General features: G+C 59.5%; 21 protein-coding genes and 1 pseudogene. 12 read left to right on the top strand and 10 right to left on the bottom strand.

The genetic code is table 11. The features are described from left to right. Nucleotides 1-21 precede the first annotated feature (21 nt). Nucleotides 22-2,688, top strand: coding sequence for a DNA ligase D (ligD, locus tag P0086_RS02915; RefSeq protein WP_275782338.1), 2,667 nt, complete (start codon nt 22-24; stop codon nt 2,686-2,688). After that, complete coding sequence (locus P0086_RS02910; protein WP_275782336.1) at nt 2,685-3,074, top strand: DUF4112 domain-containing protein; 390 nt, start codon at nt 2,685-2,687, stop codon at nt 3,072-3,074. The genes ligD (P0086_RS02915) and P0086_RS02910 overlap by 4 nt, the downstream gene beginning before the upstream one ends. Before the next feature lie 31 nt (nt 3,075-3,105). On the opposite strand, the gene ligD (P0086_RS02905) is transcribed toward P0086_RS02910, so the two are convergent. From ligD (P0086_RS02905) to P0086_RS02895, 3 genes are read right to left on the bottom strand one after another with little or no spacing between them, the layout of a single operon-like run. After that, complete coding sequence (gene ligD, locus P0086_RS02905; RefSeq protein WP_207609389.1) at nt 3,106-4,137, bottom strand: non-homologous end-joining DNA ligase; 1,032 nt, start codon at nt 4,135-4,137, stop codon at nt 3,106-3,108. Next, on the bottom strand, nt 4,134-4,949 hold the full coding sequence (locus tag P0086_RS02900; RefSeq protein WP_207609388.1) for a Ku protein: 816 nt from the start codon (nt 4,947-4,949) through the stop codon (nt 4,134-4,136). The genes ligD (P0086_RS02905) and P0086_RS02900 overlap by 4 nt, the downstream gene beginning before the upstream one ends. A 12-nt stretch (nt 4,950-4,961) precedes the next feature. Further along, the gene (locus tag P0086_RS02895; RefSeq protein ID WP_275782803.1) at nt 4,962-5,861 is read right to left on the bottom strand and encodes a Ku protein; all 900 of its coding nucleotides are present in this window, start codon (nt 5,859-5,861) and stop codon (nt 4,962-4,964) included. Between the two features lie 198 nt (nt 5,862-6,059). Between P0086_RS02895 and P0086_RS02890 the strand changes: the two genes are divergently transcribed. The 6 genes from P0086_RS02890 (at nt 6,060) to P0086_RS02865 (ending at nt 10,551) form a co-directional block, all read left to right on the top strand. Next, a complete protein-coding gene (locus P0086_RS02890) occupies nt 6,060-6,236 on the top strand; it encodes a hypothetical protein (RefSeq protein ID WP_117195523.1) in 177 nt (58 codons plus the stop codon). Between the two features lie 11 nt (nt 6,237-6,247). After that, a complete protein-coding gene (gene xth / locus P0086_RS02885; RefSeq protein ID WP_246763738.1) occupies nt 6,248-7,141 on the top strand; it encodes an exodeoxyribonuclease III in 894 nt (297 codons plus the stop codon). 576 nt (nt 7,142-7,717) lie between these two features. Continuing rightward, the gene (locus P0086_RS02880) at nt 7,718-8,350 is read left to right on the top strand and encodes a hypothetical protein (RefSeq protein WP_117195524.1); all 633 of its coding nucleotides are present in this window, start codon (nt 7,718-7,720) and stop codon (nt 8,348-8,350) included. Between the two features lie 193 nt (nt 8,351-8,543). Then, a complete protein-coding gene (locus P0086_RS02875) occupies nt 8,544-9,113 on the top strand; it encodes a hypothetical protein (protein WP_117195525.1) in 570 nt (189 codons plus the stop codon). Further along, on the top strand, nt 9,110-9,823 hold the full coding sequence (locus P0086_RS02870; RefSeq protein ID WP_117195526.1) for a nucleotidyl transferase AbiEii/AbiGii toxin family protein: 714 nt from the start codon (nt 9,110-9,112) through the stop codon (nt 9,821-9,823). The genes P0086_RS02875 and P0086_RS02870 overlap by 4 nt, the downstream gene beginning before the upstream one ends. Further along, nucleotides 9,820-10,551 (top strand): protein phosphatase 2C domain-containing protein, encoded by a 732-nt coding sequence (locus P0086_RS02865; protein WP_117195527.1) that lies wholly within the window; start codon nt 9,820-9,822, stop codon nt 10,549-10,551. The genes P0086_RS02870 and P0086_RS02865 overlap by 4 nt, the downstream gene beginning before the upstream one ends. 30 nt (nt 10,552-10,581) lie before the next feature. Here P0086_RS02865 and P0086_RS02860 read toward each other — a convergent pair whose 3' ends face one another. Both P0086_RS02860 and P0086_RS02855 read right to left on the bottom strand, forming a co-directional pair. Beyond that, the gene (locus P0086_RS02860) at nt 10,582-11,400 is read right to left on the bottom strand and encodes an alpha/beta hydrolase (RefSeq protein WP_117195528.1); all 819 of its coding nucleotides are present in this window, start codon (nt 11,398-11,400) and stop codon (nt 10,582-10,584) included. A gap of 105 nt (nt 11,401-11,505) precedes the next feature. Beyond that, on the bottom strand, nt 11,506-12,468 hold the full coding sequence (locus P0086_RS02855; protein ID WP_080823616.1) for a GlxA family transcriptional regulator: 963 nt from the start codon (nt 12,466-12,468) through the stop codon (nt 11,506-11,508). A 120-nt stretch (nt 12,469-12,588) separates the two neighbouring features. Between P0086_RS02855 and P0086_RS02850 the strand changes: the two genes are divergently transcribed. Further along, entirely contained in the window at nt 12,589-13,395 is an 807-nt protein-coding gene (locus P0086_RS02850; RefSeq protein ID WP_207609385.1) for an SDR family oxidoreductase, read from the top strand. A 341-nt stretch (nt 13,396-13,736) separates the two neighbouring features. Here P0086_RS02850 and P0086_RS02845 read toward each other — a convergent pair whose 3' ends face one another. From P0086_RS02845 to P0086_RS02830, 4 genes are all read right to left on the bottom strand, one after another. After that, on the bottom strand, nt 13,737-14,162 hold the full coding sequence (locus tag P0086_RS02845; RefSeq protein WP_275782326.1) for a cupin domain-containing protein: 426 nt from the start codon (nt 14,160-14,162) through the stop codon (nt 13,737-13,739). A gap of 47 nt (nt 14,163-14,209) precedes the next feature. Beyond that, entirely contained in the window at nt 14,210-14,923 is a 714-nt protein-coding gene (locus P0086_RS02840) for an SDR family oxidoreductase (protein WP_080823622.1), read from the bottom strand. Nucleotides 14,924-14,961: 38 nt separating this feature from the next. Beyond that, nucleotides 14,962-15,270, bottom strand: a complete 309-nt coding sequence (locus P0086_RS02835) for an antibiotic biosynthesis monooxygenase (protein ID WP_117195594.1) — start codon at nt 15,268-15,270, stop codon at nt 14,962-14,964. Nucleotides 15,271-15,358: 88 nt separating this feature from the next. Then, complete coding sequence (locus P0086_RS02830; RefSeq protein WP_117195532.1) at nt 15,359-16,378, bottom strand: zinc-binding alcohol dehydrogenase family protein; 1,020 nt, start codon at nt 16,376-16,378, stop codon at nt 15,359-15,361. Between the two features lie 116 nt (nt 16,379-16,494). Here P0086_RS02830 and P0086_RS02825 point away from each other — a divergent pair, with 116 nt between their 5' ends. From P0086_RS02825 to P0086_RS02815, 3 genes are all read left to right on the top strand, one after another. After that, on the top strand, nt 16,495-16,899 hold the full coding sequence (locus P0086_RS02825) for a helix-turn-helix domain-containing protein (protein ID WP_117195533.1): 405 nt from the start codon (nt 16,495-16,497) through the stop codon (nt 16,897-16,899). Between the two features lie 104 nt (nt 16,900-17,003). Beyond that, a complete protein-coding gene (locus P0086_RS02820) occupies nt 17,004-17,762 on the top strand; it encodes an SDR family NAD(P)-dependent oxidoreductase (RefSeq protein WP_117195534.1) in 759 nt (252 codons plus the stop codon). A gap of 59 nt (nt 17,763-17,821) precedes the next feature. Further along, nucleotides 17,822-19,051, top strand: a complete 1,230-nt coding sequence (locus P0086_RS02815) for an MFS transporter (protein ID WP_117195535.1) — start codon at nt 17,822-17,824, stop codon at nt 19,049-19,051. Nucleotides 19,052-19,087: 36 nt separating this feature from the next. On the opposite strand, the pseudogene P0086_RS02810 reads toward P0086_RS02815, so the two are convergent. Next, a pseudogene (locus P0086_RS02810) lies at nt 19,088-19,192 on the bottom strand (Lrp/AsnC family transcriptional regulator); the annotation flags it as partial. Between the last annotated feature and the right edge of the window lie 242 nt (nt 19,193-19,434).

Here is a 19,434-nt window from a genome sequence, read left to right as displayed (position 1 = left end):
GGATTTGTACCGGAGACTGCCATGGCCAGCGACAAGCTCTCGACCTATAAGCAGAAGCGCGATTTTCAGAAGACGCAAGAACCGAGCGGCGCAGCGAAGCTGAAGGCATCGAACCGCAGGCGCTTCGTCATTCAGAAGCACGACGCCACGCGGCTGCATTATGACTTGCGGCTCGAACTCGACGGGGTGTTCAAGTCTTGGGCAGTGACCAAGGGACCGTCGCTCGATCCCCACGACAAACGGTTGGCTGTCGAAGTCGAGGATCACCCGCTCGATTATGGCGACTTCGAAGGTACCATACCGAAAGGCCAGTATGGCGGAGGCACGGTCATGTTGTGGGACCGTGGCTATTGGGAGCCGGAAGGCAACAAAACGCCGGAGCAGGCGCTGGCCAAGGGCGACTTCAAGTTCACTCTGGAAGGCGAGCGGCTGCATGGCAGCTTTGTCCTCGTGCGGATGCGCAACGACCGCGACGGGGGCAAGCGGACCAACTGGCTGCTGATCAAACATCATGACGACTTCTCGGTCGATGAGAACGGTGCTGCGGTCCTTGAGGACAACGAAACCTCGGTGGCCTCGGGCCGAACCATGGAAGCGATTGCAGCTGGCAAAGGCAGGAAGCCGAAGCCGTTCATGGTCCAGAGCGGCGACCTTCAAGCGGATGCGGTGTGGGACAGCAACCACGGCCTTGCTGCGGAAGAACGAAAAGCCGAAACCAAAACTAAAAGGAAATCAGCCCCAGCCAAAGCTGCCAAGCCAGCGAAGTCCGCAATGCCCGACTTCATCGCGCCGCAACTCTGCGAAACGCTGGAACGCCCGCCCTCGGCCGAGGGCTGGATCCACGAGATCAAGTTCGATGGCTACCGCATACAGGCGCGGATCGAAAACGGCGAGGTGACGCTGACGACCAGAAAGGGCCTGGACTGGACGGCAAAATATCCGGCGATTGCAACATCGGCCGCAAACCTGCCTGATGCCATCATTGACGGCGAGATTTGCGCCCTCGACGAAAATGGTGCGCCGGACTTCGCAGCACTTCAAGCGGCGCTGTCGGAAGGAAAGACCGACGCGCTGGTCTACTTTGCCTTCGACCTGTTGTTCGACGACGATGAGGATCTGCGGCAACTGCCGCTCACCGAACGGAAGGAACGGCTGCAGAAACTGTTGGATGATGCCGGCGAGGATCCACGCCTGCGGTTCGTGGAGCATTTCGAGACTGGCGGAGATGCCGTCCTGAAGTCGGCCTGCAAGCTCTCACTGGAAGGCATCGTCTCGAAACAGGCGGATGCTCCCTATCAGTCGGGCCGCACCGAGACCTGGGCGAAGTCCAAGTGCCGTGCCGGCCATGAAGTCGTGATCGGCGCCTATGCCAAGACCGACGGCAAGTTCCGTTCGCTGCTGGTCGGCGTCTTCAGGGGTGATCACTTCGTCTATGTCGGTCGGGTCGGGACCGGCTATGGTGCCAAAACGGTCGAGACGATCCTGCCGAGGCTGCAGGAACTGGAAGCCTCAAAGTCGGCTTTTACGGGGATCGGCGCCCCGAAAAAGGATCCCAATGTCGTCTGGGTGAAGCCGGAGCTGGTCGCGGAGATCCAGTTCGCCGGCTGGACAGCGGATGGACTGGTCCGCCAGGCGGCATTCAAGGGATTGCGCGAAGACAAGCCTGCAGCCGAGGTCGAGGCAGAAAAGCCGGCCTCGCCTACGAAAGTAACCGAAACTCCGACGCCAACCGGCACCAAGACAGCAAGGCAGGCCCGCGGCAAGAACGCCAAGGCCGAGGTGATGGGCGTGATGATCTCCAGCCCGGACAAGCCCCTGTGGCCGGATGCCAATGACGGAGAACCGGTCACCAAGGAAGATCTTGCCCGGTATCACGAAACTATCGGTCCATGGCTGATCGACCATATCAAGGGGCGGCCATGCTCGATCATCCGGACGCCTGACGGCATCGGCGGCGAGCAGTTCTTCCAGCGACACGCGATGCCTGGAACCTCGAACCTGCTCGAACTGGTGGAGGTGTTCGGCGACAGGAAACCCTATCTGCAGGTCGATCGGGTCGAGGGCCTTGCGGCCATCGCCCAGATCGGCGGCGTCGAACTACATCCCTGGAATTGCGAACCGGGCCAACCGGAGGTACCCGGTCGTCTCGTCTTCGACCTCGATCCGGGTCCGGATGTCCCCTTCTCCACCGTCGTCGAAGCCGCCCGAGAAATGCGGGACCGGTTGGAGGAACTCGGTCTTGTGAGCTTCTGCAAGACCACCGGTGGCAAGGGTCTGCATGTCGTCACTCCGCTGGCCGTGGCAAAGGGCAAGAAGCTGACCTGGCCGGAGGCGAAAGGGTTTGCCCACGATGTTTGCATGCAGATGGCACGCGAGAACCCCGAGCTTTATCTGATCAAAATGGCAAAGAACCAGCGCAACGGCCGGATCTTCCTGGATTACCTGCGCAATGATCGGATGGCGACGGCCGTCGCACCGCTGTCGCCACGCGCCCGGCCGGGCGCGACTGTATCGATGCCGCTGACCTGGAGCCAAGTGAAGACGGATCTGAACCCGAAGCGGTTTACTGTCCGCACAGTGCCTGCACTTCTGGCGAAAACCAGCGCTTGGCAGGACTATTGCGACGGACAGCGCTCGCTGGAGCAGGCGATTAAGCGGCTGGGCAAGATGGCGAAAGCGGCGGCATGACAGACGAGCGGGCACATCGTCAGTACACGGGTTTCCGTAACGTCGGCCGTTTGGCCCGCCTGCGCCGCATAACCGGGTTTCCCGGCACACGCTTTTCGCTTGGAGCAGATTCAATCATGGGGTTGGTGCCGGGTGTCGGGGATTTCGCCGGCGCTGCGATCAGTCTATACATCGTCAACGAGGCGCGGCGGCTCGGCGTGCCCAATGACAAGCTTATTAAGATGCTGGTCAATATTGGCTTCGATGCGGCGGCCGGAAGTGTCCCATTGGTAGGGGACCTGTTCGACGTCTACTTCAAATCCAACCGCCGTAACCTCGATCTCGTTCTGGATCATTTCGGTCTCGACCATTCCGACCTCGATCGCAGATGGCCGACACAGGAATGAACCCGCCCGTTCGACAGCCGCCAACATCAGCTCAGTCGAGCTCGTAAACTGCAGCATTGTCCTGGATCTCACGCAGCCCTTTATAGGATGCGTGTCGCAGATTGCCGTCGTCGGTCCAGCCACGGAATTCGATCTCGGCGATCAGCGTCGGTTGCGCGAAGACGTAATTCTTGCCCTTGAGCGGCACGACCGGCGTCCTCGTCTTCAGCTTGTCGAGCGTCTTCTTCAGGTAGGCTGCGTCCTTTTCCTTGAAGCCCGTGCCGACTTCGCCGACATAGATCCAGTCGTGGCCACGCCGGGCGGCGAGTAGCAGGCTGCCGATCCCGCCTCGGGCGGTGGCCGACTGTTCGTAGCCGACGATCATGAAGCTTTCACTCTGAATGCATTTGATCTTCAGCCAGTCGCCGGTCCTGCCCGAGCGGTACGGACGGTCGCGGTGCTTGGCGATAATGCCTTCCAGTCCAAGCGACCGGGCGTTCTCGAGGAGTTCTGCGCCGTCACCTTGCACCTCCTCGGAAAGCTGTATTGCGCCAACGGCTCCGTCGAGGAGGTCGGTCAGGAGATGCCGGCGGACAGACAGCTCGGTCTTCGTCAGATCGTGCCCATCGAAGTATAAGAGGTCGAAGGCGAAGAGGACGGATTCTTCAGAAGCACGCTTGCCACCGCGTCCGCCGAGCGAGCGCTGCAGCGCTCCGAAATCGGATCGGCCCTCGCTATTCAGGACGACAGCTTCCCCATCCAGGATCGCAGTTCCGACGCCGAGCTCTCTGGCAGCTGCTGCGATCACCGGAAACCGATGCGTCCAGTCATGGCCGCCGCGCGTGATGATGCGGACGCCCTTTTGCTCGATGTGGATCGCCAGGCGGTAGCCATCCCACTTGATCTCGTAGACCCAATCCGGTCCAACCGGTGGAGCCGGCTTCAGCAAGGCCAAGCATGGCTCGACCCGGTCTGGCATCGGATCGAAGGGAAGATTCGGCTGTGCCGGGTCGCGCTTTCGGCGCGGCTGCGATTTGGCGGAAAGACTATCGTCCTGCAGGAGCGGCTTCGCGGGTCTTTTCATTTGCCGGACCGGGTCTCGGCCGCGACTGACTTTTTCAAAGCATCCATGATGTTGATGACGTTGTTCGGTGCGGGCGCCGAGGCCGACGCTTTCGCCTTGGCCCTCGACGGCTTCTTCAGCGCCTTCTTCTTGTCCGCAATGATGTCGAGCAGCCGATCCTGCACCGGATCGATGACCATCTTCGGGTTCCAGTGCTGGGTCTGCTTCTTGATCAATTGCTGTACCAGGGGCATCATCTCGCTGTCCGCTGTCTCGTCGTCGTCGATCGCAGCAAAATAGGTATCCTCGTCACGCACTTCATCCCCATATCGTAGCGTCCAGAGGACGATACCCTTGCCACGAGGCTCCAACATGACGGCGCGTTCCCGGCGCGAGATTACCAGCCGAGAAATACCGACCATGTCCTGCGCTTCCATCGCGTCGCGAATGACGGAGAAGGCCTCCTGCCCGACGGGATCGTTTGGCGACAGGTAATAGGGGGTGTCGAGCCAGATCCATTCAACGCTGTCACGCGGCGTGAACGTCGAGATGTCGATCGTCTTCGTGCTATCAAGCGCGACGTTCTCCAGCTCTTCGTCTTCCAGCATGATGTATTCGTTCTCGCCACGCTGGTAACCCTTGACCTCGTCCTCGTCTCTGACCTCCTTGCCGGTGACGCTGTCGACATAGTGGCTGACCACACGGTTCTGGGTCTCGCGATTGAGCGTGTGGAAACGAACCTTCTCGCTCTCCGAGGTCGCCGGCATCATCTGCACCGGGCAGGTGACCAGCGAGAGCTTCAGATAACCTTTCCAGTAGGGACGAACGGCCATGGTCTCCTCCGATCAACCGGCGCGGCGGGTTTGCGACGCCGCGGACTTGGTTTTGGCAGCGGCGGGCTTGGCGGCCTTCTGACGCGACGCGCCTTTATTAGCATTGGCAGCCGTCCGCTTCGGCTCGGCCTTCTTCCCACCGATGCCGGCGCTCTCTCTGAGCGCCCGGAGAAGATCGCTCGGCTTGGACGCAGGTGGCGCCTTCTTCTTCGGTAGCGCCCTGCCCTCAATTTTGGCCTTCACCAGTTCGGCGACGGCAGCTTCATAGCGATCGTCGAAGGTGCTCGCATCGAAGCTGCCCTTCTTGGTGCCGATGATGTGCTCTGCGAGCTCGAGCATCTCGCCTTCGATCTTCAGGTCCGGCAGCTCCTCGAACGCTTCTTCGGACGAGCGCACCTCGTAATCGAAGTTCAGCGTGGTGGCGATCAGCCCTTTGCCGTGTGGCCGGATGAGAACCGTACGCACACGGCGGAAGAGAACTGTGCGGGCGATCGCGGCGACCTTCGCTTTCTTCATGCCGTCGCGCAAAAGCACAAAGGCATCCGTCCCCATCTTGTCCGGCGCCAGATAGTACGGCTTGTCGAAATAGACGTCATCGATCTCGTGGCAAGGAATGAAGGCATCGATCTTCAGCGTCTTGTCGCTGTCGGGAACCGCGGCCGCCACTTCCTCGGGCTCAAGGATGATGTACTGGCCGTTTTCGATCTCGTAGCCCTTGATCTGTTCGTCCCGTTCGACCGGATCCCCGGTCTCGCTGTCGACGAACTCACGCTTCACCCGGTTGCCCGTCTTGCGGTTCAGCGTGTTGAAGGCGATCCGCTCCGAGGATGATGCCGCGGTGAAGAGCGCCACGGGGCAAGCGACCTCTCCGAATTTGATGAAGCCTTTCCAATTCGCTCTTGGGGCAACCATGACGCATAACTCCTGACGCAACCTAAGCGATTCAAGCGAATCAAAATGTAATTGTTCCGAGTCGAAACGAATCATTTTTCAAGGACTTAGTCGGAGCGCGCCGCCCGTTATGCGAGTCCGCGCTAGGCGCTTGATTCCGGTGCATCTTTTCGTGGCCACGCGCGTTTCTTCCTGGAACAACCCTGAAGGAGTCCTGACATGAGCAAGCGCGAACTGATCGATACTGGAACCGACAAGCGTTATGTCCGCCGAGACAATGACGGCAAGTTCAAGGAGAGCGTCGACGTCTCGCGATCGCTGTCCGCCGATGCTCGCCATGACGCGAAGCATGCTGCGAAGCCCGGTCAGGGCGACAAGGGTGATCGCAAGCACTGACGGAAACGCCGGTGAAGCTCGCCACCTATAATGTCAACGGCATCAATGGCCGGCTAGAGGTCGTGCTGCGGTGGCTGGCGGAAGCTCAACCCGATGTCGTCTGTCTGCAGGAGTTGAAGGCGCCGGACGACAAGTTTCCGCGTCGCGAGATCGAGCGCGCCGGCTATGGCGCCATCTGGCACGGCCAGAAGAGCTGGAACGGCGTGGCAATCCTTGCCCGGGATCAGGAGCCGCGTGAGACACGTCGTGGACTTCCGGGCGATCCCGACGACAGCCATAGCCGTTATATCGAGGCGGCCATCGATGGCATGATCGTCGGCTGCCTTTATCTTCCAAACGGCAATCCGGCACCAGGGCCGAAGTTCGACTACAAACTCCGCTGGTTCGAGCGGCTGCATTCCTATGCGGCGGAACTGTTCGAGCTCGATGTGCCGGTCGCCCTTGTCGGCGATTTCAACGTCATGCCGACTGATCTCGATGTCTACAAGCCGGAGCGCTGGCGAGACGATGCCCTGTTTCGGCCGGAAGTACGGGCAGCCTATGCCGAGCTGATTGCCATGGGGTGGACGGACGCCGTCAGGCTGCTGCATCCGGAAGAGCGGGTCTATACGTTCTGGAAGTATTTCCGCAACGCCTTCGCCAGAGACGCCGGCCTTCGCATCGACCATTTCCTGCTCAGTCCATCGCTACGGGAACGACTGCAGGCCTGCGGCGTCGATAAATTCGCGCGTGGATGGGAGCACACCAGCGACCATGCCCCGGTTTGGATTGAGCTGGATGATGACCGATTCACCTTAGATGAAGAGGGGTCAGTTTTGCCGGGCGATGCCTTGAGAGGTCTCTTGTCTGCCTTGATCACGCCGAGACAGGTGCAGACGCTCTTTGCAGGAGAACGGAAAAGGTGACGACGTCCAGGCGATCGCTGCGGCGGTGTGCGGATCGCCGACCAAATCAGGGCGAGAGACATTCTTCGCAAATGCCGTAACAGTCTTCCTCGGTCGATGCGGGCCGCCCGCAACAGGCGCATGGGGGCGTCGCCGGATCAGCCGAAAGCGTCTCCGACGGCGGCAGGATCTCAATTTCGGCGTCTGCGAAGAGGCGTAGGGTTTCTTCTTCCATCTCGATGCTCCAGGTCGAGGATTTGACTCGAGATAGTTACGCCAACGGCGATCTCAAGATGACACCTCGATGTGGCTTCTTCGAAGTTCCCTGGTGTTAATGCTGCGAACTTGAAACGAACACAATCAGTGGCTATCTATCGTTCATAGGTGTCGCTGGTGAGTGTCCCAAGGGATGTTCGCGATAGCCGAAGTCGCTTTCTGCTTTTGACCACGGATGTACTGGCATTGGTATGAGGAGCGACGTGAGAAGGTCGGTGCGAATTCGCCCCGGCCTTTTTTGTTGCGCCAGCATTGAACGCCTGTCGGAACTACCGCGTTTTCCTTGTTGATCCCGAGCAACGCCCAACCCATCTACGCTTGATGCCGAAACAGAAGATCATCATCGCTCCCGCGCTAGTGGAGACCTGGACACTGGCGCCCGCCGCCACTTTCGGCTCCTTCGTCCGCGCCAAAGGTATACTTCTGGAAGTCCGGGCCAGTCTGCCCGTGGCCGTTCGGAAATCTCTCGACGTGAACGGCATGGCTCTCGTTTTGGGGATGGCGAAAGAAGGCGAGCGGGAGTTCGCCTCGACCAAAGCGGCCGTCACCCGGGCGCTCGAAGGGATCGAAAGCCTGCCGGTCATTCCGCGCGAAATCCAGGACATACTCGGTATCTCCGCGGGCGAACGGCATCGCTGGCTGAAGGACGGTCGTCTTCCGAGCGCCGGAACACGCACGGTGCGACTGAGCGGTCGCGCAAGGCAGATCACCTTCCATGTGTTCGATCCCCGTGTGGTGGAGGATCTCCTTGACCGGGGCGCCGTCGATGAATGGCGTGAAGAGGATATCGCCGCGAGAGCGGAGAACAGAAGGCAGGCCGCCTACCGGGCGAAACTCACCCGTTCGCTCAAGAATGCGGCGAAGAAGCCAAAGACGGTCGAGAGAGAGATTGATGCCGCGGCCAGCAAGCTCCTTGGTTGGGACGAGTTCGACGTCGATGGGCTGCTGCGATAGCCCCTCCCAAAAGCTCAGAAACGGAAGCCCCCGTCCTCGATCATCACCAGCTACCCCCTCGGCCATTCACTTGGTGTGAGTCACACCGAGCTCTTTGCCACAGACCATTAATCCTAGGCGCGGGGTCCACAGATTGACAGGACGTACTGCTTCGGGCTAACTGTCCTCAGTCCTAGGACAGAGGACAGTGTTTATGAAGAGCCAAGATATCGTCGTCCTGCTAAAGCTGGTAAGCCTGCAAGATCAGGAGCTCACCAAGGGCATTGATCGGTTGCGATCGGAATCCGTGGGGGGAGACCCTTATTCTGTTCGTAACCTAGAGGCGCTACTCGGGATCAGCAAGACCGAAATAGCGCAGTCGATCAAGCGCAGTGTCGCATCAGGCATCGCGCGAAAAGACAACAGTAAGAACGAGCCTCGGCCAAGCCGAAGGAACCTGTTCGGCTTCATTACCACCGGACTAAAGTTCGTCTTCCCCGCCAAAGTTGGGCCGATGCAGCGCGGCATACCGACCGCCTTCGCCGCACCTATGCTCACGGAACTCCTGATCAGTGGCGGGACGTACAACTACGTTTGGCCTTATGCCAACGGAAGGGAGATGGGGCAGGCGGTGGAGCCGCTCTTCAAGACCGTGCCGGACGCAGTCCTGAAGGACGACGCACTCTATGAATACCTCGCGTTGGTCGATGCGATCCGGCTTGGGAACCAGCGGGAAGTCGGTCTCGCGACCGACCACCTCAAGTCAAGGATCATGAGCAAATGACAGCGATCCGCGCTCAACTGCTGGAAATGATGAAAGCCGTTGCCTCGGCGCTTGGCGAAGACCTCCGCTCCCGCCTGGTCTTCGTTGGCGGATGCACGACCGCGCTATTCATCACTGATCCGGTCACGCTCGAGGATGTGCGTGCCACAGATGACATCGACCTGATCGTGGATCTGGCGGGCCTTCCTGCCTGGGCACAGCTCCAGGAAGAGCTTCGACACCGGGGTTTTATGGAGGCCGCTGACGAGGCGGTGATCTGCCGCATGCGTCTCGGCAAGCTCACGGTCGACTTCATGCCGGATGATCCGACTATCCTCGGATTCGGAAATCGATGGTATGCGAGTGGAATCGAGACAGCACAGCACTACCAGCTCTCGGAAGACCTGACGATCCGGATCCTGACGCCGCCAATGTTTCTTGCGACGAAGCTCGAAGCCTATGCCGGAAGGGGAAACGGTGACTTGATCATGAGCCGTGACGCTGAAGACATCCTCCTTATTGTCGACGGCAGGGAGGAACTCCTTGCCGAGGTCACGGCTTCAGACAACAACGTTCGAAATTTCATCGCCGGACAGTTTCGTGCACTCCTCGATCAAGCTGACTTCGACGATTTCCTCGATGGCAATATCCGCGGGCCCGCCGGTCGTGTAGAAATCGTTCGGGACAGGTTTGTCTCGATAAGCCACTGTGCGGATGGCCCCGCACAATGAAAATTGAGGCCCGATGGTTAAGCCAAAAAGGAACGCGCACCGACGACAATCGCGACCATGCGGGGATCGCGGGGAGACATGGCGAATATCTTGCTATTGTGGCTGATGGCGCCACGACCGGCTCGAACAACGGGGGATATGCACGGGCAATCGTCGAAGCTGTCGTCGACTGGTTTGCCGGAACCGACGATGCATGGGGCCACGAGCTCATACAAGCCAAGCTCCGGGAGATTCATCAAGCCCTTCGCAAATCGTTTCCGAGAGGTTCCGCCAGCATTATCCTCTTTCACGTAACGGACAAAGGCTCCTTGACGGTCCTCCATTCCGGAGATTGCCTTCTTGGCAGGCACGACGGGCAGGTACACTGGCAAGTCAAGCCGCATACCCTTGCAAACGCCCTGGCGGATATGCCTCTCGATGCCATCGCAAGGTCCACCACGAGGCACCTTCTCACCCAGAGTTTTCGTTCCAGGGAGTTCATGGCCCCAGACGTTCTCGCCGAAAAGAAGGCCAGTGGCACGTTTCTTCTTGCCACCGATGGCTTCTGGGCGGAATTGACAGAAAGCGAGCAGGAAACCTTCCTTGGCGGCGGCCAGTCAACTGCTCCAGAGAGAGATGATCGCAGCGTGCTACAATTAAGGCTTTCCGCCGAGGCGCCGTCCGAAATCTTGCTGGAAGATGGTGGGTCGACCAATTTTTACGTGCAGCCTCAGGCCTCCCAGAAATAACCCCGGAGCAATAACTCATGTTCGGCTAATTCACCCTTCCAGGAACTGCTCGACGTCGCGCGAGAAGCTTTCAATTTCCTGGAACAGGAATGCATGACCCGAATCCGGATAGAGGATGAGCTTGGCATCGGGTGCTTGCTGCGAGAGCACATAGGAGCGATAGGCCGGGATCATCAGGTCATGCGCGCCATTGGCGACCAGTATCGGCAGCCTGAGTTCGCTCGCCCGGTGCAATATGCCGGGCCAGGAAGAGATCGCCTTCACCTGCATCATCAGCGCTAGCGGTGACGTTGCCGGTCCACAATCAGACTGCGACCGGATACGGGCAAAAGAGGCGCGACCTGCGGCGGTGGCGCATTCGCTTGACGGATAGAACAGGAAAAGAAAGTCGTCCTCGTCATTCTTGCTCTTCGTCATGACGTGCGGCACGCGTGGATGTTGCTGCGGACCGTCTGCAACGGGTCCGGGACTTGAGCCCGCGACGATCAGCCGGCGGACCAGATGCGGGAAGTTCAGTGCAAACTCCAGGCCAACCGCTCCACCCAACGACCAGCCGAGGACATCAACCTGAGACAACCCGAGCACTGCCACGACGTCGGCAGCGATGGCCGCCATCCCGCCGATGGTCGCCGGCACGGTGCCGTTCGATCGTCCAACGCCGGCGCTGTCGAAGCGAATGATGCGGCGATCCCTGGCAATCGCTGCAATGAAAGCCGGATCCCAATCATCCATGGTGCCCCGAAAGCGCTGCAGGAGAAGGAGCGGGATGCCTCCTTGCGGTCCGTCGAGGCGGATGGCGAGCCGGCCATGGCTGGTCTCGATTCCGCCATTGTATTTGGAAGAGAACATGAGGTTTTCCTTTCATCACCCGCCGTGAGGTCTTCTGATGAAAGAAGATAGATCCGGTCGATCGCGTCTTAAATGACATAGAAACGTCATTTCAGGACGCGCACATCAATGCACCAGATCAGGGTCTTCGACGCCCTCTATCAGCTTCAGGCTGCGGCGCAGGCCCTGCGGCGGCTGGCCGAAAAAGCGTAAGAATGCTCGACGCATCCGATCGCGGTCCGCAAAGCCTGTATCGCGGGCGACGATGTCGAGGGGATGACGGCCGTCTTCAAGCATCACTTTTGCCGCCTCCAGCCGCAGGCGCTCTACGGCCTTTGCCGGCGATTGCCCCGTCTCCTCCCGAAAAAGGCGACTGAACTGGCGTGGGCTGAGGCTTGCGGCTTCCGCGAGTTCCTCCACCGTCAACGGATTTCGCAGATGCTCCTTGGCATAGACAAGCGCACGTCGCACCCGGTCCGAGCGCGGCTCCAACTCCAGTAGCGCCGAAAACTGCGACTGCCCTCCTGGCCGTCGATGATACACCACCAGTTTGCGCGCAATGGATCGCGAGAGCTCGGCCCCATGATCATCTTCGATCAGTGCCAGCGTCAGATCGATGGCGGAACTCATGCCTGCCGACGTCCAGATCGAACCATCCTGGATGAAGATGCGGTCGTCATCGACATGGATGTTGGGGAACCGTTCCTGCAGGCTGCGCGCGTGAGCCCAGTGGGTGGTGGCGCTTTTTCCATCCAGAAGGCCGGCCTCGGCCAGCAGAAATGCGCCGGTGCAGACGCCAGCCACCCGTCGGCTTTCTCGCCCCGCACGAGCGATGTAATCCCTCAATACCGCAGAGACAGGCTTCGGAAGCAATTCGCCGACGACCATCAGCGTGTCGGGAAAGTCTGCGAGCGGCTGTGTCTCAATACCGATGCCAAGCGAGGATCGAATTGAACCACCGTTTTCGGACATGACGGTCAGCCGGTACGCCTCCGCGCCGAGGGTCTCGTTGGCGAATTCAAAAGCGCTTAACGCCGCCATGCCCATCACCTGAAACCCATTCTCCATGATGAAGCCAATGTGCCGCATGCTCGTATCCTTGTCCTGTTTTGCCGTTTGTATGTCATTTCAGACATCATTGTCTACGGCTAATGTCCCTCCGTCGAAACACGGATTGGACGTTCCAATCCATCATCAAAGGAGCGAACAATGAGCAACACACACGGCACCGTTCTGATAACAGGTGCATCATCCGGGATCGGCGCCGTCTATGCCGACCGCTTTGCCCGGCGCGGCCATCATCTCATTCTGGTGGCGCGCAATCTCGCCCGCTTGAAGGATGTCGCCGCCGCATTGGCGGAGCGTTATAGCGTATCGGTCAGGACACTTGCCGCGGATCTCGGCACGGAAGACGGCCTGGCTGCGGTGGAAACGGTTATTGCACAGGACGAAACCATCACGCATCTGGTCAACAATGCAGGTTTTGGCAGTGCCGCGCCTTTGGCGACTGCCGACATTTCCGATATGCAGGCCATGGTGGCCATCAATGTCACGGCGCCGATGCGTCTGACCTATGCCATCGTCCCGCTCTTCAGGCAGCGCGGCAAGGGTACCATTATCAACATCTCTTCCATTGTGGCGATCGGACCAGAAATCTTGAACGGCGTCTATGGCGGCACCAAGTCCTTCCTGCTGGCCTTCAGTCATTCGCTTCGCAAGGAACTGCACGAGACAGGGGTCACTGTTCAGGTCGTGCTTCCCGGCGCAACGGGAACCGAGTTCTGGGACATTGCCGGACTGCCGGCAAGCAACCTGCCGAGCGAATGGGTGATGTCGCCTGCGGATCTCGTCGACGCTGCGCTCGTCGGCCTTGATCGCGGCGAATTCGCCACCATTCCTTCCCTCATGGATGCAGCTGAATGGGACAAATGGGAAGCTGCCCGGGCAGCCATGCTTCCACATTTGTCCAGTGCCCGACCGGCAGGCAGATACTCGGCGCACTGCCAGACGGCTTGATGGGCGCCATGGAGGGGAATGGTCGTCACCGGCATTCCCCTCCCCTCCCTCCGTTAAACGATATCCGCGGCGGCGGCGCTATCCTCTGCAGCTCCACCTCGGCCAGCCGTTCGTTGAGCGCCCATGTGATCGCGCCATAGGCATCACTGCGAGCACCAGCCGACGGGGCGCCGGCGATTGATCAACCGACGCAATCATGGCCTGAACTACTTTGATCGGATCCCCGAGCGGCTGGCGGCTCGGCCATCTCGCGACCAAAGCCGCTGCTGACGCCGGTGATAAACCAGGTTCGGACGACGGGTCACATTCCCTTAAATTAGACTGCGAACGGAAAGCGCCGCTCAACCGCGCTTTGAGGCAATAAAGGTTTCGGGCGATCCGTTCGCACTGTTCACGAAGACAATGTCTTTCGGATCGCGGCGGGGCGTATCGACGGAAAGGAACACGACCGGCTCCTCAAGGATAGTTGGCAGCGCATGAACCGTGCCCTTTTCGAAGAAGAGGAGTTGTCCGGGCTGGAACTCGGCCTCCGTTGCAGGGTCTTCCATCCAGAAGGTGCCCCGCCCGGACAGGACGTAAAGATACTCATCGCTGCCCCGATGGTAATGCGGCGGCGTCCCCTTGTAGACGCGAAACACCCGCGAGCTTGCTGCAGGCGTATCGCGCAAATACGTATCCACCAGCAACGTGTCCGCTGTTTGCGGAAACTCATTCATGATCGCCAGGATGTCGAAACGGGCGGACGTTGCAGTGCTTTGATCAGACATGGTGATCTTCCCTATCTTTGCTTCGCCTCTACAATATCCGACCACGCTCAGGCGATCGCACCGCCGCCATCAACCCGCACGTTCGACCCGGTGGCGAATGGCGTGGTCATGAGAAACAGCACCGCGTTGGCGATGTGCTCAGGCTTGCCGATGGTCTTTGCCGGCAGGTTTTCCGACACGCGAGAGAACATCGCCGCCTTGGCATCGTCGGCCATCTTCGACCACAGCGGCGTATCGATCAGTCCGGGTGACACGGTGTTGACACGCACCGGCGAAAATTCGAGCGCAAGACCACGCGCCAGACCTTCAAGCGCTGCATTGATCGCTCCTTGCAGAACCGAGGACGCGGATGGCCGTTCGCTCAGATAGCCGGAGATCAATGTCAGCGAGCCCCGCTCCGCGATGCGGGCCGCACGCGCAACCCGATAGGCGCCCCAGAACTTGCTCTCCATTGCCGCCTGGGCATCGGTAAGAGCTAGCTTGCGCAGTGGACCAGTCGGCGTCTGTGCCGCTGAGACCACGACGTGGTCGAAAGCCTTCCGTGACACGAAGAAGCTCTGAAGCGACGGCTCATCCGTGGTATCCAATACCGCGCTATCGGTCCCAGGTCCCAGCTTCTCAATGGCGGCGAGCAGTTTATCTTGTGAGCGAGAGGCAATGGTGACATGCGCGCCTGCGGCGACTGCGGCTTCGGCGACCGCAAGTCCGATACCGGAGCTGCCGCCGATCACCAGGACGCGTTGATCTTTGAGCAAAGTCATAAACCTTTTCCTTCCCCTTTAGGTGTGAATTTGCGCTGTCAGGCTAGATGCTGGAGGCGTTGCAAGCGCAGAGGTTCGGCAAGCAGCTCATCCAGACGCAAGGCCAGCGATTGAAACGGCGCGCCGGCGGCGTGGGCAGCGAGAGCGGCCTCATCCCGCCAGCTCTCGATCATGACCGCCATTTCCGGATTGTCGCGATCGACGTGAAGATCGTATCGTAGGCATCCATCTTCCTTGCGGACGTCAGGCACGATGGCAGCCAGTGCACTGAACAAGGCTACGCTTTTGTCCGGCTTCGCGCGCAAAAGCGCAATAAGTTCAATTTGGTCAGAGGGCTGAGCACTCATGACGGTCATCCTTTTTCGTTGAAAGTCACTGCAAGTAGCTCAGGCGGTGAACGACTGTGAGCGATCACCGCCTCAAGATCCGGCTGCCTCAGTCGGAAAACCCTTCGAGCACCACCTTGCCCTTTGTTCGCCCACTTTCGATGGCGGCATGCGCCTTGCGCAGATTTGCGGCATTGATGGGCGACAAGACTTCGGTCACGGTCGTGCGGATACTGCCAGCATCGATCAGACGAGACACCTCGTTCAGCAGCTTGCCCTGTTCGGCCATATCGGCGGTCTCGAAGATCGAGCGTGTGAACATCAGCTCCCAATGAGTGGAAACAGCCTTGCGCTTGAAGCCAAGCACGTCGAGGCTTTCCGGATCATCGATCAGCCCGAACCGGCCCTGCGGCGCGATGAGCTCGATGATTTCTTTGAGATGGCGATGGGTTTCGGTTGTCGAGAATACAAAGGCGGGGGCGCCAATGCCCAGAGCTGCCACCTGCTCGGCGATCGGCTTGGAATGATCGATCACATGATGGGCGCCAAGCGTCTTCACCCAGTCCTGCGTTTCAGGCCGCGAGGCTGTCGCAATGACGGTCAGGTCTGTCAGCGCGCGCGCGAGTTGGATGGCAATCGAGCCAACCCCACCAGCACCGCCGATGATTAGGATGGCGTTCGCCGCACCCGGCACGCTTTTGCGGACATCCAGCCGGTCGAACAGCATTTCCCAGGCCGTGATGGCCGTCAACGGTAGGGCCGCGGCCTGAGCATCGGAAACCGATTTCGGCTTTAAGCCGACAATTCGTTCATCGACCAGGTGCAATTGGCTGTTGGCTCCGGGGCGGATCAAAGAGCCGGCATAGAATACCTCGTCGCCGATCTTGAAATCCTTCGCTGCGGGTCCGGTCTCCACGACAGTGCCGGCAGCATCCCAGCCAAGCACCTTCCACTGTCCAGCTTCCGGACTTGCGCCCTTGCGGACCTTCGTGTCGACCGGATTGACCGAAATGGCCTTCACCTCAACGAGAAGGTCCCGGTTTGCCGGAACCGGCCGGGGAAGCTCGATGTCCTGCAATGCGTCTTCGCGCTCGATAGCTCCCGGTGCCTTATAACCGATGGCCTTCATGATGTGCTCCTTTGATGATCGACTGCCGTGTCGATTGATATGGAGCTAAAATGGGCTATTATCGAAAGCACGCAATACGCACAAATCACACACGTAGTATCAAAAAGGATACTGTTATGGCCAAAGTTCGCCATTCGCGCCTCGATTGTTCTCCCGGTTGCTCGGTTGAGGCTGCCGTTGGCCTCATTGACGGAAAATGGAAATCGGTCGTGCTCTTTCACCTGCTTTCAGGGACACTGCGGTTCAACGAACTGCGCAAACACATCGTCAACGTGACCCCCCGCATGTTAACCAACCAGTTGCGCGAGCTTGAGGACGACGGCCTGATCGAACGCAAAGTCTATGCTCAGGTGCCGCCAAAGGTAGAGTACAAGCTGTCAGAGCTCGGCCGCAGCATGGAACCGATCCTGCTCGCCCTTAAATATTGGGGTGACGCCAATATCAGTCTCTATGGCAAACCACGCGGGATGGATCCGCGCGAGACGATTGCCATGGAGACGCCGAGCAGTCGATCAGCGTAATGTCCTGAATTGACGTTTATGCGTCATTTCAGACATAGATGACTTGATGCAAGATCTCTCCATCGAAGCGCGGCCTTCAGCCGCTCGGTTCAAAGGAGAGACCCATGCAACTCGAAAACAACACGATCTTTATCACTGGCGGCACATCCGGCATCGGCCGCGCATTGGCGGAATCCTTCCATCGCCTTGGCAACAAGGTCATCATCGCCGGCCGCCGCAAGGCGTTGCTCGATCAGGTAACCGCCGCCAATCCGGGCATGGAAGGCATCGAGCTCGACATTGCCGATCCGGCCGATATCGATCGCGTCGCTACTCTACTGATCCGCGACTACCCGACGCTCAATGTCCTCGTCAACAATGCGGGCATCATGCCCTTTGATGATGCTGGCGCAAAGATCGATGACGCTCAGTCACGTCGGATTGTCGACACGAACCTGCTTGGTCCGATCCGCCTGACTTCGGCTCTTATCGACCACCTCAAGGCTCAGCCGAAAGCCACGATCATCCACAATACGTCGGTTCTGGCCTATCTGCCACTCGCCTCCACCGCAGTCTATTCCGCCACAAAGGCAGCGCTGCATTCCTATGCCCTGTCGCAGCGCTTCCAGTTACGCGGCACCAATGTCAGCGTCCAGGAAATCGCACCGCCGTGGGTTGATACGGACCTCGTCAAGAAGAGCGGTGATCCGCGCGCCATGCCGCTCGACATCTTCATCGAAAAAACCATGAAGGGCCTCGGAACGGAATCCGAAGAAATCTATGTCGAGGAGATCAAGGCCATCCGCGACAACCCGGGCAGCGGAGAACACGCGCTCTTCAACGCCTTCAACGAGTCACTCGCCGCTAACCCGATCCCCGTCTGACAGGACGGGCCGAGACCCGGTTGCCGAACGGGCAGCCGGGCATTCGGCAGGAGGTTACCATGCTGCAGAAACATGATCTGAAAACCGCCATTCCCTTGAAGGGCGAGCATTTGGGGCAGCCCGAGCCATCCATGCTGCCGGCATGGGTCCTGGCACTCGGTACTTTCGCAATCGGTACCGAGGGTTTTATGATAGCTCCCTTGTTGCCGACCATCGCTGCCGATCTGGGCATGAGCCTTTCCGCGACGGCCATGCTTGTCGTTGTCTTTACCCTCGTGCTGGCGCTCAGCTCTCCTATCGCAACGGTCATTACCGGCGGGCTGCGCCGGCGGGACACGTTGCTGCTTGCCATGACGATATTCACAGTCGGCAATCTGATTGCGGCCTTCGCGCCCGGGTTCGGCACGCTGATGTGTGCCCGTATCCTGATGGCTGTCGCCGCCGGTCTCTATGCGCCGAACGCCAATGCTCTTGCCGGCATGATTGTACCGACAGAAAAACGGGGGCGTGCGCTTGCCATCGTCAGCGGCGGCATGACCATTGCGATTGCGCTCGGCCTGCCACTCGGTTCGATCATTGGCCATGCATTCGGCTGGCGCTCGACATTTCTTATGGTTGCCGCCATGGGAGCCATTGCGATTATCGGCATCCTGACAGGCGTTGGACGCAATGCCGGTGCGCATATGGCCATCGTAAGCATTGCTGACCGTATCGGCGTCATCCGCCAGGCTCCCGTTCTGAAACTCCTCTCGGTGACACTGTTCTGGTCGATGGGCGCCTACACGGCCTATCCCTATATCGCCCCTTATCTCTCCCAGACGCTGGGCTTCGCCGACAGGGGCATTGCGGCAACCGTCACGCTCTGGGGCATATTCGCGGCACTCGGCGTTTTCACCGGCGGCGCATTGAACGATCGCTTCGGATCGCTCAAGGTCGCAAGCATCTCGCTTGTCGTGCTCGCCCTCTCTTTCGCAGCTTTGGCGGTAGCCACAGCATTGCCGGGGGCTGCCGTCTCTCTGGCACTTCTCGCCGTCGCCGGATGGGGCTTCAGCGTCTGGTCCTTCTTTCCCGCCCAGATGGCCCGTCTGATCGTTGCGGGCGGCCAGGGCCAGGCCTCGGTCGCGCTCTCCCTCAACACGTCCACCATGTATCTCGGCTTTTCCATCGGCAGCGCAATCGGCGCGGGGATCATCGCGGTGGGTGATGTCTGGATGGTCGGTGCGGCTGCCGCAGTGATGGAACTGGTAGCCTTGGCTCTCGACAAGATCTGGAAGCGGAATGGAAGTTAATCCGCAGGCCACGGCCACTATTGTCAGACAACGGCGCTACCGCAGGTGTCCTGTCGGCAGCGCCGTTGTGTTTCTGACCTGGTTGAGGGCGAAACTCGAGCGAATGTTGGCGACACTCAGTATCCGCGTCAGGCAGTCCAACACGAAGACGACGTCACACCTGCTTTCGCCACTGGACTAGTCTACGTCATGACCGTGTGGTTCTGGTGGCTAGGGCAAGCGTCGCGCCGAATTGACCTAGATCGCTCAGCAACTGAACTTACCTGCAAACATACACGGATCCTTAGCGCTCGCAGCCTCACGTGAACGGTCGGGAGGCTAGAGATTAAGTCGATATGCTTGGGCAGATGCATGTAACCAAGCTGATGTCCCCAAAGCGTAGA

It is taken from the genome of Mycoplana sp. MJR14 (assembly GCF_029210525.1).
In the GTDB taxonomy this organism is placed as follows: domain Bacteria; phylum Pseudomonadota; class Alphaproteobacteria; order Rhizobiales; family Rhizobiaceae; genus Mycoplana.
This window is presented reverse-complemented; position numbering and strand designations above follow the sequence as displayed.